Here is a 14,633-nt window from a genome sequence, read left to right as displayed (position 1 = left end):
ACCTCTCCCCTTTCTGGTGTATGCTCCTTTCGCATCTTCTTGCCGATCTGCAGGCACGCGGCCTGCTGCTACCGGCCCAAATCCGGGCCATTGCCGATGACGAACAGACGCGGCCCATGTCGTTGCACCAGGAATTACGGGCGGCGCTATACCTGGGCGTTACGTTGCTCACCGGCGGGCTGGGCGTGCTGCTCTACCAGCACCTCGATGGCATTGGGTTTCTGGTGCTACTGGCCGTAATGGCCCTGCTGATGCTGACCAGCTTCGGCTATGCCTGGCGGCGACGTCAGTCGTTTACGTGGGGCCAGAATACGCCCGGCAGCTTCCTGCCCGACTACGCGCTGCTGCTGGGATGCCTGCTGTTTCTGGCGCTGGAAACGTATTGCCAAGCCGTATTCAACCTATTCGGTAGCCGCTACGGACTGGCCACGCTGCTGCCGGCCGTGCTGTTTCTGGCCCTGGCCTACCGCCTCGACCACCGGGGCGTGCTGGCTATGGGCCTCACGGCGCTGGGCGCGTGGGTGGGCGTGAGCGTGCAGCCGCTGTCGGTGTTCACGGCCAACGCCCTGCTTACCTCCCAGCTGGGCATAGCGGGCGTGCTGCTGGGCCTGGCCCTGACGGCGGCGGGCCTGCACGCCGAGTTTACCCGGCACAAGCCTCACTTCGCCTTCACCTACATTTCGTTGGGGGCCAACGTGGCGCTGCTGGCGGCCACCGCCGTACTCTTCGATTACTACCCGCAGCCCTGGCTCCCCAAATGGATAGCCGTGCTACTGGTGCTACTGCTGAGTGCCGGCCTGATCTGGTATGCTCGGCACGCCCGGTCGTATCTTTTTCTACTGATGGGGGTCTGCTACGGCTACCTCGCCCTGACCTATTCATTTATCCGCCTGCTCGACTTCAGCAATGGTGGGGAAGCTGGGGTATTACTGATTTCCCTTTACTTCATGTTATCGGCGGGCGGGGTTATCGTCCTGTTCATGCACAGCAAAGAATTTCTCCGTCGGGCATGAAGATGAAAGCCTACCCCTCAGCATGGGCCCTGCAGGAAGCCATGCAAACCGCTGCCACCCGCTGGTTTCGCCGCCATCTACTTACAGCCACCCAACATCAAGCCTTGCAGGCAGCGTATAAGCCGGATTTTTACCGACCGGGGCTGTTTTCGCGCGTTGGGCTGGTGCTGTTTACGTGCGTGGGGGTGGCCGGGGCGGCGGCGCTGCTGGCTTTGTTTGGAGCCGCCGCCCGCATCGAAGACTTCCGGCTGCTGGGCTGGGCGGTGGCGCTGGGCTGCCTGGGCGCGCAGGAACTGCTTATCCGCAATACCCGCCACTACCGCTCCGGGGCCGATAGTGCCCTGCTCTATATTAGCCTGGGCGTGCTGGCACTCCTGTTAGCAGATTGGGCCGAATCCCTGACGCCTCCCGGCAGCCGCTATTCGGCAGGTTTTGGCAGCCCCTACCAAACGCTGGTACTGCTGCCGCTGTGGGGGCTCCTGCTGCTGGCCACCCTCCGCTACGCCGACCGGCTGGCGGCGGCGGCTACTTACCTCGTGCTGCTGGCGCTGCTGGCCAACTGGCTGTTATTGTTCCCGATGGGACGCCTGTTGCTGCCGTTTGCGCTGATGCTGGCCGCAACTGGCGTACACTGGCTGGTGGGCCGGCTACGGCAACGGCCCGATTACCCCTACTACCGGTCGTGCCTGCTGGTGCTGGAGGTGCTCACGCTGGCGACGTTCTACCTAGCCGGCAACTACTACATCGTGCGGGAAGGCAATGCCGAAATCAGCGGCCTGTACCTTTCCGAGCAGATTCCGCTGGCGCCATTGTTCTACCTGTTCACGGCCGTAATTCCGCTGGCCTACATTGCCGTGGGCCTACGCAAGCCCAGCCGTCTCTGGTTGCTGACCGGGCTGGCAGCAGCGGCGTTTTCGCTGTTCACGCTTCGCTACTACCGCTCGGTACTGCCCCCCGAAATTGCGGCCGTGCTGGGCGGCATTTTCCTCCTGCTGCTGGCGGTGTGGGCAGTTCGTTACCTACGTCCCGCCCGCCACGGTCTCACCTCATTGGCCGACGCCGACCTGCCCACGTCCTTTAATCTGGAGTCGTTGGTGGTAGCGCAAACGGCTACCGTACCCACCGCTCCCACGCATGGCTTCGAGTTTGGCGGCGGCCACTCGGGCGGGGGCGGGGCCGATGGAGCCTATTGATTTCTGGACGCTGCCACTCGCCAAAAAAGCCGCCTGCATAGTTGTACAGGCGGCTTTCCAATGATATATTCTCCTGCTTCCGGCTATACTTTCAGCGGCTCCCGGCGGTACATTTTGGCCAGTTGTACCACAGCGTAGTCTACTTCCTCCGCCGTGTTGTACTTGCTCATCGAGAAGCGGATGGTGCCCCGGTTCGGGTCGCAGCCCAGCGCGTTGAGAACGTGGGAGCCGGCATTAGCCCCGCTGGTGCAGGCCGAGCCGCCCGAACAGGATATGTGGTTGATGTCGAGGTTGAACAGTAGCATCTCGTTCAGGTCGGAAGGCGGCAAACTCACGCTCAACACGGTGTACAGGCTCTGGTCCGATTCGGCCGAGGTACCGTTGAACTCCACACCCTCAATTTCAGCCCGCAGCTTCGCCATAAACCGGTCCTTCAGGCCCTGAATATGCTGCTGGTGCTCCGCCATGCCACGGTAGGCAATTTCCAGCGACTTCGCCAGTCCCACAATGCCATACACGTTTTCGGTGCCGGCGCGCTGGTTGCGCTCCTGCGAACCGCCGTGAATGAGAGCATTCACCGTCTGGCCCGAGCGGCGGTACAGAAATCCTATGCCTTTCGGCCCGTGGAATTTATGCGCGGAGCCCACCAGAAAGTTGGCTTTTAGCTGCTGAACGTCGTGCTTGTAGTGCCCCATCGTCTGCACCGTGTCGGTATGAAACACGGCGTTGTGCTGCGCGCAGATGTCGCCGATGGCCACGATGTCGTTGAGGTTACCGATTTCGTTGTTGGCGTGCATCAGGCTCACGAAGGTGCGCGGGTGGGTGGCCAGCAATTCCTCCAGATGAGCCAGATCGAGGCGGCCCTGGGCATCGTGCCGGAGGTAGCTGAGCTCCATGCCCTGCTTTTCCAGCGCCTGCATCGTGTGCAGCACGGCGTGGTGCTCCAGCTTGGAGGTGATGCCGTGAGTCAGGCCCAGCGTCGGCACGCTCCCGAAGGCAGCGTAGTTATCGGCCTCCGTACCGCAGGAGGTAAACACGATTTCGGCCGGCGCGGCATTGATCAGGTGGGCAATGGTTTTCCGGGCATTTTCGATGGCGGCCCGCACCTGCCGGCCGTGGCCGTGGATGCTGCTGGGGTTACCGAAGTGGTTTTGCAGGAACGGCAGCATGGCGTCCAGCACTTCGGGATCCAGCGGCGTGGTAGCGGCGTTATCGAAATACACGTTCATGAGCAGGGCAAAAAGCGGTGAAAACCAATGAAAAAGGAAATTGTGCCGCAAAAATAGCGGATTCCGGCGGGCCGGGCCGCGCAATACCTTTCTAAATGCAGAGAAGTGAGCCATCTGCCCCGGCCCCGCAGGGCTCTGGCAAATAACTCACTTCCCGTATTAACAGTGCCGTTGCAGCCGCTATTTGCTGATAATCTCCTTGATGTCGCCGATGATTTTATTGGCCAGATGGTCGGCCGTGGCGTTGGAATCCGACTCGGCGTAGATGCGGATAATCGGCTCGGTGTTCGATTTGCGCAGGTGCACCCACTCCTTATCAAACTCGATTTTCACGCCGTCGATGGTATTTACCGGCTGCTTGGCGTAACGCTTTTCCATTTCCACCAGCACCTGGTCGGTGTTGATTTCGGGGGTCAGCTCAATCTTGTTTTTCGAGATAAAGTAGCTCGGGTATGAGGCCCGCAGGCGCGTCATGGTCAGGTCGGTTTTGGCCAGATGGCTCAAAAACAGCGCAATGCCCACCAACGAGTCGCGGCCGTAGTGCAGCTCGGGGTAAATGATACCTCCGTTGCCCTCGCCCCCAATGATGGCGTTGGTTTCCTTCATCTTATTCACCACGTTCACCTCGCCCACGGCCGCAGCCGCGTATTGCCCGCCGTGCTTCTCGGTTACGTCGCGCAACGCGCGGGTGCTGCTGAGGTTGCTCACAGTGTTGCCGCCGCCATTCTGCTGCAGCACATAATCGGCCACGGCCACCAGCGTGTATTCCTCGCCGAACATGGTGCCGTCCTCGTTCACCAGGGCCAGGCGGTCCACGTCGGGGTCCACCACAATACCCAGGTCGAAGGAGCCTTTTTCCATCGTCTTGGCAATTTCACGCAGGTTTTCGGGCAGTGGCTCGGGGTTGTGGGCGAAGTCACCGGTCGGCTCACAGAACAGCTTCTCGATGATTTCCACGCCCAACTGCTCCAGCAGCATCGGCACAGCAAACCCACCGCAGGAGTTCACAGCGTCCACCACCACCCGGAAGTTCTTGGCCTTGATGGCATCTTTATCGACCAGCGGCAGGGCCAGAATGGTATTGATGTGGGTTTGCAGAAACGTGTCGTCTGTGGTATAAGAACCCAGCTTGGTTACCGGCGCAAAGTCGAAGGCTTCCGAGTCGCCCAAAGCCAACACCAGTTGCCCGTCGGCATCCGAAATAAACTCGCCTTTGTTGTTGAGCAGCTTCAGCGCGTTCCACTGCTTGGGGTTGTGCGAAGCCGTGAGGATGATGCCGCCTCCCGCGTTTTTGGCCGGCACGGCCATTTCCACGGTGGGCGTCGTGCTCAGGCCCAGGTCGATAACGTGAATGCCCAGCCCTTGCAGCGTGGCAGCAACCAGCCGGCTCACCATATCGCCCGACAGGCGGGCGTCGCGGCCGATAACGATGGTATTGTTATTGGTTTGCTGCAAAACCCAGGTACCAAAAGCAGCGGCGTATTTCACCACGTCAATGGGCGTCAGACCGTCGCCGGCCTTGCCCCCGATGGTGCCCCGGATGCCCGAAATTGATTTGATCAGTGCCACAGTATGTTGTGCTATGTTGAAAGTGCGAGAGTCGGCGAAATGAGGCCGCAAAAGTAGCCAACCAGTCCTGCTTTCCCTACGAAAGAATCTGCCCGTCTGGATGAAGCCCACCATGATCCTATTCGTGTAGCTACCACAAAAGCCGTAAGCCGTTGTATATTTGGCCTAATGGAATATAACACCGCTGCCCGCCGGCCGGCCCAACTGGAAGCCTTCGGCCGCCTGCTCGATGTACTGGACCGTTTGCGCGCCGAGTGCCCCTGGGACCGGAAACAGACCCTGGAAAGCCTGCGCCACCTCACCATTGAGGAAACCTACGAGCTCAGTGACGCCATCATCCGCCACGATTTGCCCGACCTGAAAAAGGAACTCGGCGACGTGATGCTGCACCTGACCTTCTACGCCAAAATAGCCAGCGAGCAGGGTGCCTTCGATATTGCCGACGTGCTCAACGCCCAGTGTGAGAAGCTTATCTTCCGCCACCCGCACATTTACGGCGACGTAAAAGCTGAGGACGAAGAAACCGTGAAGCGCAACTGGGAGCAGCTGAAACTTCAGGAGAAAGGCAACTCTTCGGTTCTGGGCGGCGTACCCTCGTCGTTACCGGCGCTGGTAAAGGCCATGCGCATTCAGGAAAAAGCACGCGGGGCCGGCTTCGATTGGGAGCAGCCGGAGCAGGTCTGGGAAAAGGTGCAGGAGGAACTTTCGGAGTTCGGAGCGGAGTTTTCCGGACTTCCGGCCGCAGAAATCAACCAGGAACGGGCCGCTGCCGAATTTGGCGACCTGCTGTTTTCGCTCATCAACTTTGCCCGGCACGCGGGCATCAACCCGGAAGAGGCACTGGAACGCACTAACCGAAAGTTCATTCACCGCTTTCAGTATCTTGAAACCCAGGCGGCGCAGGACGGCCACCAGCTACATCAACTTACGTTAGCTCAGATGGACGTTTATTGGGAGCAGGCCAAAAGGCTACCTAGAGGCAACAGTGAAAGAACGCAATAAAAATAGCCTTTTTTTGAGGTCCACATCGGTTTAAAGCGTTTAAACCCATTTTTCATTTGGCGGCACTCAGGTTTTTTATTTAGGTTTGCCAAGGCTACCCCTGTTTTTGGGACGGACTTCGCACACGAGCAGACCCACACTGCCAGCCTTCGGGCACCTAAGCAGCGTGCGGGTGAGCAGAGTTCACTCGTTAACAGGCAGCCAAGCGTTTTTCTTTTTTTTACCCGTACGTTCAACCTTTCACCAACAACCCACTAATTCTCCGGAACAATGGAACAAAAGAATGCCATGAACAAGCCTGCGGCCCGGCCCGCCGCTGCTGCCGCGCCTAAGAGCGAGTCCAAGGGCGGTGGTTCATCCTCGTTTGCCGTTATCGCCATTTTGGCGGCGTTTGTTGTCAGCGTATTGATCTTCATCTTTATCCTGGGCGACGGGAGCCACTTCCAAGGTGGTAACCATGACAACAACCCCCTCGCCGGCGACTACTTCGGTGTAGTGTACAAAGGTGGTCCGGTAGTACCGGTCCTGATGACCATGTTCCTGTGCGTATTCATCTTCTCGATTGAGCGCGCCTTGACCATCAGCCGCGCCAAAGGTTCGAAAAGCATCGAAACCTTCGTTCGCACCATCCGTCAGAAACTGAACGTGAACGACATCACGGGCGCCATTGCTACCTGCGACCAGCAGAAAGGCTCGGTAGCCAACGTAGTACGTGCCGGTCTGGTGAAATACCAAGAGATGTCGCGTGAGCGCAACATGGAGAAAGACCAGAAAGTACTGGCCATCCAGAAGGAAATCGAAGAATCGACGGCGCTGGAGCTGCCAATGCTGGAGAAAAACCTCGTTATCATCTCAACCTTGGCTTCGGTAGCTACGCTGACCGGTCTGATCGGTACGGTACTGGGTATGATCAAGGCCTTCTCGGCTCTGGCCCAAGGTGGTGCTCCTGATGCAGTAGGTCTGGCTAACGGTATTTCGGAAGCTCTGATCAACACGGCACTGGGTATCGGTACGTCGGCCCTGGCCATCGTAGCCTACAACTTCTTCACCAGCAAAATTGACGAGCTGACCTACAGCATCGACGAAGCTGGTTTCAGCATCATTCAGACCTTCGCTGCTCAGCACGGCGAAACCGACCATAGCCACCCTGCTTAATTTTTAGTGCCGCAACGCACTAAAGCAGAGGTTACTTCGTTTCTGAATAACGCTACTAAACGACACCAGCAATGCCCAAAGTAAAGCCTCATAGAACCTCGCCGTCGCTGGATATGACCCCGATGGTGGACTTGGCCTTCCTGCTGGTGACTTTCTTCATGCTCACCACCAAGTTTGCCCCAGAAGAGGCTGTGGTGGTGGATACGCCCTCCTCTACCTCGGAAATCCGCCTGCCGGAGTCACACGTAATTACCATTGCGGTTGACGACAAGAAGCGCGTATTCTTCGGCGTAGATGATGACGCTATCAAGTCCGATTTGCTGACGCAGGTGGGAGCCAAATATGGTGTGAGCTTCACGGCCGCCCAGATTCAGGCTTTCAAAGGCGTAGCATCGAGCTTCGGTACCCCCATCGAAAAACTGCCGGCCCTGCTTAGCCTCGACAGCGAGCAGCGCAAGAAAGTGGAGCAGGATGGTATTCCATCCGACTCACTTAACAACCAGTTCATCGAGTGGGTGCAGACCGCGCAGCAGCTCAGCCGTAAATCAGCCTATGGTAAGCCGCAGTACGTGGCCATCAAGGGTGACGGCAAGACGGACGTACCAACAGTAAGGAAAGTCATCAAGCTGATGCAGGAGAAGAACATTAACCGGTTCAATCTCATTACCGATCTGGAAACCAAACCAGTAGCCGGTAATTAATCCGCACAGACATGGCAGAAATACAACAATCAGGAGGTGACTCCGGTAAAGGCGGGAAAAAGCGGGCCAAGAAAATGTCGACCAAAATCGACATGACCCCGATGGTAGACCTTGCCTTCCTGTTGCTCACCTTCTTCATGCTCACCACCACCTTCAGCAAGCCCACCGTTATGGAAGTGGCGATGCCGGTAAAGCCGAAGGCCGATGACCCTGAGCCGCCAGCCATCAAAGCATCGAATGCCTTGACGCTGCTGCTCGGTAAGGACAACAAGCTTTACTACTACGACGGCCTGCTGAGCGGAGAAGTGAAGCCCGAGCTGAAGCTATCAAACTACGGTGCCGAAGGTATTCGCCAAGTGCTTCTGGAGCGCAAGCGGAACCCTCAGCTGGTAGTACTGATCAAGCCCGCCGACGACTCGAACTACAAGAATATGGTCGATATTCTCGATGAAATGAACATCACGGGTACCAAAAAGTACGCGCTGGTAGACATTGCGAAGAATGACCAGGAACTCATTACATCTTCTGGATTATGATGGACAACTCGCAGTTGGCCCAGGCAAGCCTCGACGACATAGTCTTCGAGGGGCGCAATAAGGCCTATGGCGCCTACGTAATCCGGCGGGTATATGGCAAGCACGTAACCCGGGCAGTTCTCATCGCCATTGCCGTCTTTGCTCTTCTCATTGCGTTTCCCCTGGTGGCCCGCATGTTGAAGAAAGAAGAGGTGGTAGTAGATGACAAAATGCTGACGGTGAATACGCTGGAAGCCCCACCGCTGGATGCCACCAAGCCGCCACCCCCACCGCCGCCGCCACCAGACGCGCCGCCACCGCCGCCGCCAAAGCTCTCCACGGTAAAGTTTGTGCCACCGGTCATCAAGAAAGATGAAGAGGTACGCAAGCAGGAAGAAATTCCGGACCAGGAAGAATTGAAGGAAAAAGTGGTAGCCAACGAAACCGTAAAAGGCAACACCGACAACCCCGCCGACTTGGCCGGTTTGGAGCCCGGTGAAGGTACGAAAGCGGTAGAGGAAGTGGTAGAAACCAAACCCTACACCTACGTAGAACAAATGCCGGTTTTCCCCGGTGGTGTTGAAGCTTTGCTGGCATATATCGGCAAAAACATCAAATACCCCGCTATGGCACTGCGTAACCAGGTGGAAGGCAAAGTTTTCATCAAATTCGTAGTTGGTGCCGATGGTAGTGTTACGGGTGCTGAAGTGCAGAAAGGCATTGGTGCCGGTTGCGACGAAGAGTCGCTCCGCGTTATCAAGAACCTGCCCCGCTTTACCCCCGGCCGTCAGAATGGTCGTCCAGTGCCCGTGTATTACACGGTTCCGGTGACCTTCGCCATCAAGTAAGTTTTACCCTCTGGCTACGACCAGAAGTAACATAAGCCCCGAGTTGGACGCGAGTCCGGCTCGGGGTTTTTTTTTCCTATACTCCAATAAAAAAATATAGTAGGCTCGCATACTACCACTCTTTGGAGCTGCGTTGAATATCTGAAAGCCAGCCAGTAAGCATGTGCGGGAGAAAGGAGGTTTGGCTTTACGCGTTCCGGGTTTGTACCAGTCCATCGTTCACTTAACCTATCCAGCCCATGACCACAGCCGCTCACACCTCCCTCCCATCCCTCGACGACATGGTGTTCGAGGGCCGCAACAAGGCCTACGGGGCGTACGTCCTGCGCAAAGTGTATGGTCAGCACGTTGCCAAAGCCGTGACCATCTCCATTGCCTTGGCCTTAGTTCTGATTGCAGTACCCGTACTGGTGCAACGTATCTGGCCTGTAGCAGATGTACCGCCTATCGTTGAACCAAAAGGTCCGGTAGTAACGCTTCTTCGTGATCCTACTACTATTACGCCCCCAACTGCTGCCGTTGAGCCGCCGGCCACGGTTACGGTGGTTGTGCGGCCCGTCACCGTTATCCCAACGCGGGTGGCTCCGGATGAGCAGGTGAAAGACGTGCCGAAACCGGACGATCTAGCCCCTGTCATTGCAGATGGGCCGGTTGTGGTAGGCGATATAGCCAGAGTGGGCAATGGCGGCACTACCATTGTTAGCGGACCGGTAGGTAATGACACCGCCACCAAACCCGCTGCCCCGGCCGTAACCCAGCCTTTTGTGCATGTAGAACAGATGCCGGAATTTATGGGAGGCAATGCCGCGCTTATCAAATACCTGCAGAAACAGCTGCACTATCCAGCGCAGGCCTTGCGGGCGGGCGTGGAAGGTAAGGTGTTCATGTCATTTACCGTGAACACCGACGGGACCATCAACGATGTTACTGTTTTAAAGGGCCTGGGCTACGGCACCGATGAAGAGGCCGGCCGGGTAATCAGGCAGATGCCGGCCTGGAAACCGGGCTACCAGAACAACCACGCGGTGCCGGTGCGCTATACGCTGCCTATCACGTTTAAATACGAGTAGCGGCCAGCTTACTACATAGACTTTTGTGAATTGGTTTTTCGGAAGTCGAAAAACGGCTGGGATGCATAAACCCAGCCGTTTTTTGGCTTTTTTTGCGCTTTCCATATTTGGTTCTGCTGTTTCAAAACCAGAGACAATCGAACAAAAACGTGCCGTTTTCACGTTTATGAGTTAACAACCTGCTTTTTCGCCCGCTATGATTCCTGAACGTCCGACCACCGATGAACGGTTAGGCAACCGCAGCCAACCGACTGTGGTGCGCTACTTTACTTTGATCATGTCGGCTTTGTATGCCTGCGTGGGGGTGTTCCTCTGGTTTTCACCGGCCGGCCTGTTTGGCCTCACTGATACCCCGCGCCGCTTATTGGCGGCCGTCTTCGTTTTTTACGGAATCATTAGATTTGTCCGCACCTACCAGCAACATTTCAAAAAAAATCAGGATGAAGCGTAGTAACTTTTGGAGTATCGGAGCGAGTTTGCTGTGTGGCTCATTGTTGGTTGGTTGCGGCAATAGCTCGTCCGGTAGCCAGCAAGAGTTGGATACGACCAGCAGCGGTACCATCCGGATTGGTGTAGATGAGACGTTTGCTCCTATTCTGACGTCACAGGTAGACACGTTCCAGAAGCTGTATCCTAGTGCCCACATTCAGGCGCAGTACAAGCCGGAGCTGGATGTAATGCAGGCTTTCCTCAAGGACAGCATACGTCTCGCCATTGTCGCGCGTGACCTGACTGCTGACGAACGGGCTACGTTCCAGCGCCAGAAGTTGGAACCGCGCACCATTCGTATCGGGGTAGATGGTGTGGCCATTATCGTACACCCGAGCAATGCTGACTCTTTGCTGACCATTGCGCAACTGCAGGGCATTTTCACGGGTAAGCTAACGCAGTGGAGCCAGCTAAGCGCGAAGAATAAACTGGGTACCATCACGGCGGTATTCGACAACAACAACTCCAGCACGGCCCGCTTCGTGCAGGACTCAGTAACTCGCGGCGGAGCTCTGGCCAAAGGAGTTTTTGCCTCTAAATCGAACCCGGCACTGTTAGATTACGTTGCTACTCATCCCAACGCTATTGGGGTAATTGGGGTGAACTGGATAAGTGACCGGGATGACCCCAAGGTTCCGAAGTTTCTGAGCCGTGTGCGGGTTGCTGGTATTAGTCCGAAAGCTACCGGCTCGGTTTCATCCGATTACGTTCAGCCTTATCAGGCGTATCTGGCCCAGAAAACTTATCCGCTGCGCCGGGAGCTGTACGTTATCAGCCGGGAAGCCCGGGCCGGACTTGGCACCGGTTTTGCATCCTTCCTGGCAGGCAATAAAGGGCAGCTCATCATGCTGAAAGCGGGCCTAATGCCCGCCACCGGCCAAGTACGCATGATTGAAGTAAAGCCCAACTAATGCTGTTTTCTCTTCCTTCCCAAGTCTTTTCACCAAACCTTTTGCTCATGAATCTTAAGCCCTGGAAGCTCACGCTCCTCGCTGCTTTGTCTGTTACCGGTTCGGCCGCTCTTGCTCAGACCACCAGCACTCAGAAAGCTATTGAGCTGGAGCGTTACGGCGAAGCCCGTGCTGCTTTGCTGCGTGCACCCCAATCGAACGAAACTGCGTTTGAACTGGGCCGCCTGTATCAAATGCGCGACATGCCGGATTCGGCCGCGTACTATTTCAACAAGGTCTCTCTGAACCAGAAAGACCCGATGACCATGGTAGCCGCCGGCCGCGCCGCGCTGGCCCAGGGTAAAGTTGCCGAAGCCGAAATTCAGTTCGACAACGCCGTGAAGGCCTCGAAAGGTAAGGATGCCAAGGTATACACGATGATTGCGCAGGCCTACGCGGAATCAGACGTGAAGGACGCTACCAAAGCCCTGACCTACGTTAGCGCCGGTGAGAAGCTGGCCAAAGGCAAGGACGATCCGGCCCTTATGATTGCCCGCGGCGACCTGTATCTAAAAAGCGAAACCGGTGGTGGTGAGGCGATGAATAGCTACGAGCGCGCCTCGCTGGCCGACCCCAACAACGTGCAGGCGTACGTGCGCAAAGGTCAGCTGAACATGCGCGCCCGTTCGTACAACGAAGCCAAAACCAACTTCGACAAGGCCATTAGCTTGGATGCGAACTACGCGCCAGCTTATAATGCGCTGGCAGAAACCTACTATTTCGCCGGCCGTTACGACGACGCGTTGACCCAGTTCCAGAAGTACTCCTCGCTGGCCGAGAAGTCTTCGACGACGGACGCTAAATATGCTTCGTTCCTGTACCTGACCAAGAAGTATCCTGAGGCATTGGTAGAGGTAGATAAAGTTCTGGCCAAGGAACCCAATAACCTCACCATGAACCGTCTGCGGGCTTATAGCCTGTACGAAACTGGCAAAAACGAGGAGGCGTTGGCTGCTATGCAGAAATACCTGCAGGTAGCTCAGGCTGAGAACAAAGTGATTACCGAAGACAACGTGTACTACGGTAAGATGCTCATCAAAGGCGGCAAAACCACGGAAGGCGCGGCTATCATCAAGAAGGCCATCGATGCTGACCCCAAGAAAGCAGCCGAACTGCAGAATGAGTTGGCTCAGGCTTACTTGGCAGCCAAAGACTACCCCAGTGCCATTACGGTTCTGAAGCAGCGGATGGCAGCCAACAAAGGCGGCGAGCTAACGGACAAAGTGTATCTGGGCCGCGCTTACGAGCTCAACAGCCAGTATGCACAGGCTGATAGCTTGTATAGCATGGTAGTGACCGAGCGCCCGACTTACATTCCTGGCTACCAGATGCGTGCCCGGGCCAATGCAAACATGGATAAAGACTCCAAGCAGGGCCTAGCCAAGCCGTACTACGAGCAGTACATCAAAGTAGCTACGGCCGCTGAAGATGCGTCCAAGTACAAGTCGGGCCTGATTGAGGCCAACAAGTACCTGGGTTACTACTACTATCAAAAGGGCGACAAGACCACCGCTCTGCCCTACTGGCAGCAGGCCCTGACACTGGACCCCAACGACCAGCAGGCCAAAACAGCCGTGAGTGAAATCACTAAACCTGCTGCAAAGGCACCCGTGAAGCGCAAATAACTTCGCTTTACGGTAATCAATAAGGGCCCGCTACACCAGTAGCGGGCCCTTTTGCGTTTTTAGCGCACCCTGGCGGCCATAACTAGTTTTCGGCAGTATACTGTTCCCACCGGGCCAGCAATTCCATGAAATCGGCGGGCAGCTCTACTTCAAACTGCAGGTGCTCACGCGAAACGGGGTGCTCGAAGCCCAGCGACTTGGCATGCAGGGCCTGCCGGGGCATCAGCTCCAAGGTTTTCTCCGCAAACACCTTATAAGCCCCTGTGCGCTGGCCGTATACAATTCTGTCGCCGCCGTAGGTAGCATCTCCGAACAGCGGGTGACCAATGTGCTTCATATGCACCCGAATCTGGTGAGTGCGGCCGGTTTCAAGGTTACACTGCACCAGGGCAACCTTTCCAAACGTCTTCAGCACCTTGTAATGCGTCACGGCGTGCCGGCCCTGGTCACCCTCCGGAAATACGGTCTGCACCTTCCGGTCCTTGAGGCTGCGGCCGATGTGCGTACAAATGGTGCCCTCGGTTTCCTTGGGTACCCCCCACACCAGTGCCAGGTAGGTTCGCTCAATAGTATGGTGGAAAAACTGATTGGAGAGGTGCGTCATGGCGTACTCTGACTTGCCGATGACGAGCAGCCCCGACGTATCCTTATCAATGCGGTGGACCAGCCCCGGGCGGACTTCGCCGTTACGCCCCGTTGGCAGGCCCTGCAGATGATGCGCCAAGCCATTAACCAGCGTGCCGCTCCAATGGCCGAAAGCCGGATGCACCACCATGCCAGCGGGTTTGTTCACTAGCAGTAGTTCGGCGTCCTCATAGCGAATGTCCAGGTGCATTGGTTCCGGCATGACCTTAAACTCTTGAGGTGGTTCGGGCAGCGTGATGGTGATGACATCGAAGGGCTTTACCCGATAGTTCGACTTTACCGGCCGGTCGTTCACCTGCACTGCTTCTGCCTTAATGGCGTTCTGGATGCGGGTGCGTGAGCTGCTGTGCAGCCGGTTTAGCAGAAACTTATCCAGCCGCAGCAGCTCCTGCTTGCGGTTGGCCGTGATGCGGTGATGCTCATACAATTCGTCGCCCCGCTCCTCATCGTCTTCCTCTTCATCACTATTTGCAGCCACCGGAACTGGCGGCTGGGCAAGGTATTGCTGGTCTTCTTCCAGTTCCGACATACGGCTCAAATCAACAGGGTGTGGCCACATCTGCTCCTGGGCGACAGTGGCAGGTGGGTGTCTATCAAACAGCAACAGCCGGAGCATATGCCCCGGCTGT

14 protein-coding genes are annotated in these 14,633 nt (G+C 56.7%); 11 read left to right on the top strand and 3 right to left on the bottom strand.

What is annotated here, in order from left to right; genetic code table 11:
* Positions 1–20 precede the first annotated feature (20 nt).
* Together EI293_RS14105 and EI293_RS14100 are read left to right on the top strand one after the other, a co-directional pair.
* The gene (locus EI293_RS14105; RefSeq protein WP_170170378.1) at positions 21–1,013 is read left to right on the top strand and encodes a DUF2157 domain-containing protein; all 993 of its coding nucleotides are present in this window, start codon (positions 21–23) and stop codon (positions 1,011–1,013) included.
* Positions 1,010–2,206, top strand: coding sequence for a hypothetical protein (locus tag EI293_RS14100; RefSeq protein WP_148103281.1), 1,197 nt, complete (start codon positions 1,010–1,012; stop codon positions 2,204–2,206). Before EI293_RS14105 ends, EI293_RS14100 begins: the two co-directional genes overlap by 4 nt.
* Before the next feature lie 83 nt (positions 2,207–2,289).
* Here the strand turns inward: EI293_RS14100 and EI293_RS14095 are convergent, their stop codons facing one another.
* Both EI293_RS14095 and glmM read right to left on the bottom strand, forming a co-directional pair.
* The gene (locus tag EI293_RS14095; protein WP_125438905.1) at positions 2,290–3,435 is read right to left on the bottom strand and encodes a cysteine desulfurase family protein; all 1,146 of its coding nucleotides are present in this window, start codon (positions 3,433–3,435) and stop codon (positions 2,290–2,292) included.
* 180 nt (positions 3,436–3,615) lie between these two features.
* Positions 3,616–5,004 (bottom strand): phosphoglucosamine mutase, encoded by a 1,389-nt coding sequence (gene glmM / locus EI293_RS14090; RefSeq protein WP_125438903.1) that lies wholly within the window; start codon positions 5,002–5,004, stop codon positions 3,616–3,618.
* A 168-nt stretch (positions 5,005–5,172) separates the two neighbouring features.
* Between glmM and mazG the strand changes: the two genes are divergently transcribed.
* The 9 genes from mazG (at position 5,173) to EI293_RS14045 (ending at position 13,359) form a co-directional block, all read left to right on the top strand.
* Complete coding sequence (mazG, locus tag EI293_RS14085) at positions 5,173–6,006, top strand: nucleoside triphosphate pyrophosphohydrolase (RefSeq protein ID WP_125438901.1); 834 nt, start codon at positions 5,173–5,175, stop codon at positions 6,004–6,006.
* Positions 6,007–6,294: 288 nt separating this feature from the next.
* Positions 6,295–7,161, top strand: coding sequence for a MotA/TolQ/ExbB proton channel family protein (locus EI293_RS14080; RefSeq protein WP_211339590.1), 867 nt, complete (start codon positions 6,295–6,297; stop codon positions 7,159–7,161).
* A gap of 71 nt (positions 7,162–7,232) precedes the next feature.
* A complete protein-coding gene (locus EI293_RS14075) occupies positions 7,233–7,862 on the top strand; it encodes an ExbD/TolR family protein (protein ID WP_125438897.1) in 630 nt (209 codons plus the stop codon).
* An 11-nt stretch (positions 7,863–7,873) separates the two neighbouring features.
* Complete coding sequence (locus EI293_RS14070; protein WP_125438895.1) at positions 7,874–8,398, top strand: ExbD/TolR family protein; 525 nt, start codon at positions 7,874–7,876, stop codon at positions 8,396–8,398.
* A complete protein-coding gene (locus EI293_RS14065; protein WP_246010645.1) occupies positions 8,395–9,225 on the top strand; it encodes an energy transducer TonB in 831 nt (276 codons plus the stop codon). Before EI293_RS14070 ends, EI293_RS14065 begins: the two co-directional genes overlap by 4 nt.
* A 239-nt stretch (positions 9,226–9,464) precedes the next feature.
* A complete protein-coding gene (locus tag EI293_RS14060) occupies positions 9,465–10,295 on the top strand; it encodes an energy transducer TonB (RefSeq protein ID WP_125438894.1) in 831 nt (276 codons plus the stop codon).
* A 196-nt stretch (positions 10,296–10,491) separates the two neighbouring features.
* Positions 10,492–10,746: a hypothetical protein gene (locus EI293_RS14055; RefSeq protein ID WP_125438892.1), complete on the top strand. Its 255-nt coding sequence runs from the start codon at positions 10,492–10,494 to the stop codon at positions 10,744–10,746.
* Positions 10,747–10,831: 85 nt separating this feature from the next.
* Positions 10,832–11,695, top strand: coding sequence for a PstS family phosphate ABC transporter substrate-binding protein (locus tag EI293_RS14050; protein ID WP_246010644.1), 864 nt, complete (start codon positions 10,832–10,834; stop codon positions 11,693–11,695).
* 47 nt (positions 11,696–11,742) lie between these two features.
* Complete coding sequence (locus tag EI293_RS14045) at positions 11,743–13,359, top strand: tetratricopeptide repeat protein (protein WP_170170377.1); 1,617 nt, start codon at positions 11,743–11,745, stop codon at positions 13,357–13,359.
* 82 nt (positions 13,360–13,441) lie between these two features.
* Here EI293_RS14045 and EI293_RS14040 read toward each other — a convergent pair whose 3' ends face one another.
* Entirely contained in the window at positions 13,442–14,620 is a 1,179-nt protein-coding gene (locus tag EI293_RS14040) for an RluA family pseudouridine synthase (protein WP_246010643.1), read from the bottom strand.
* Between the last annotated feature and the right edge of the window lie 13 nt (positions 14,621–14,633).

Source organism: Hymenobacter perfusus (assembly GCF_003944765.1).
GTDB lineage: Bacteria > Bacteroidota > Bacteroidia > Cytophagales > Hymenobacteraceae > Hymenobacter > Hymenobacter perfusus.
The sequence above is the reverse complement of the archived record's forward strand: the minus strand, read 5'-3'. Positions and strand labels throughout refer to the sequence as shown.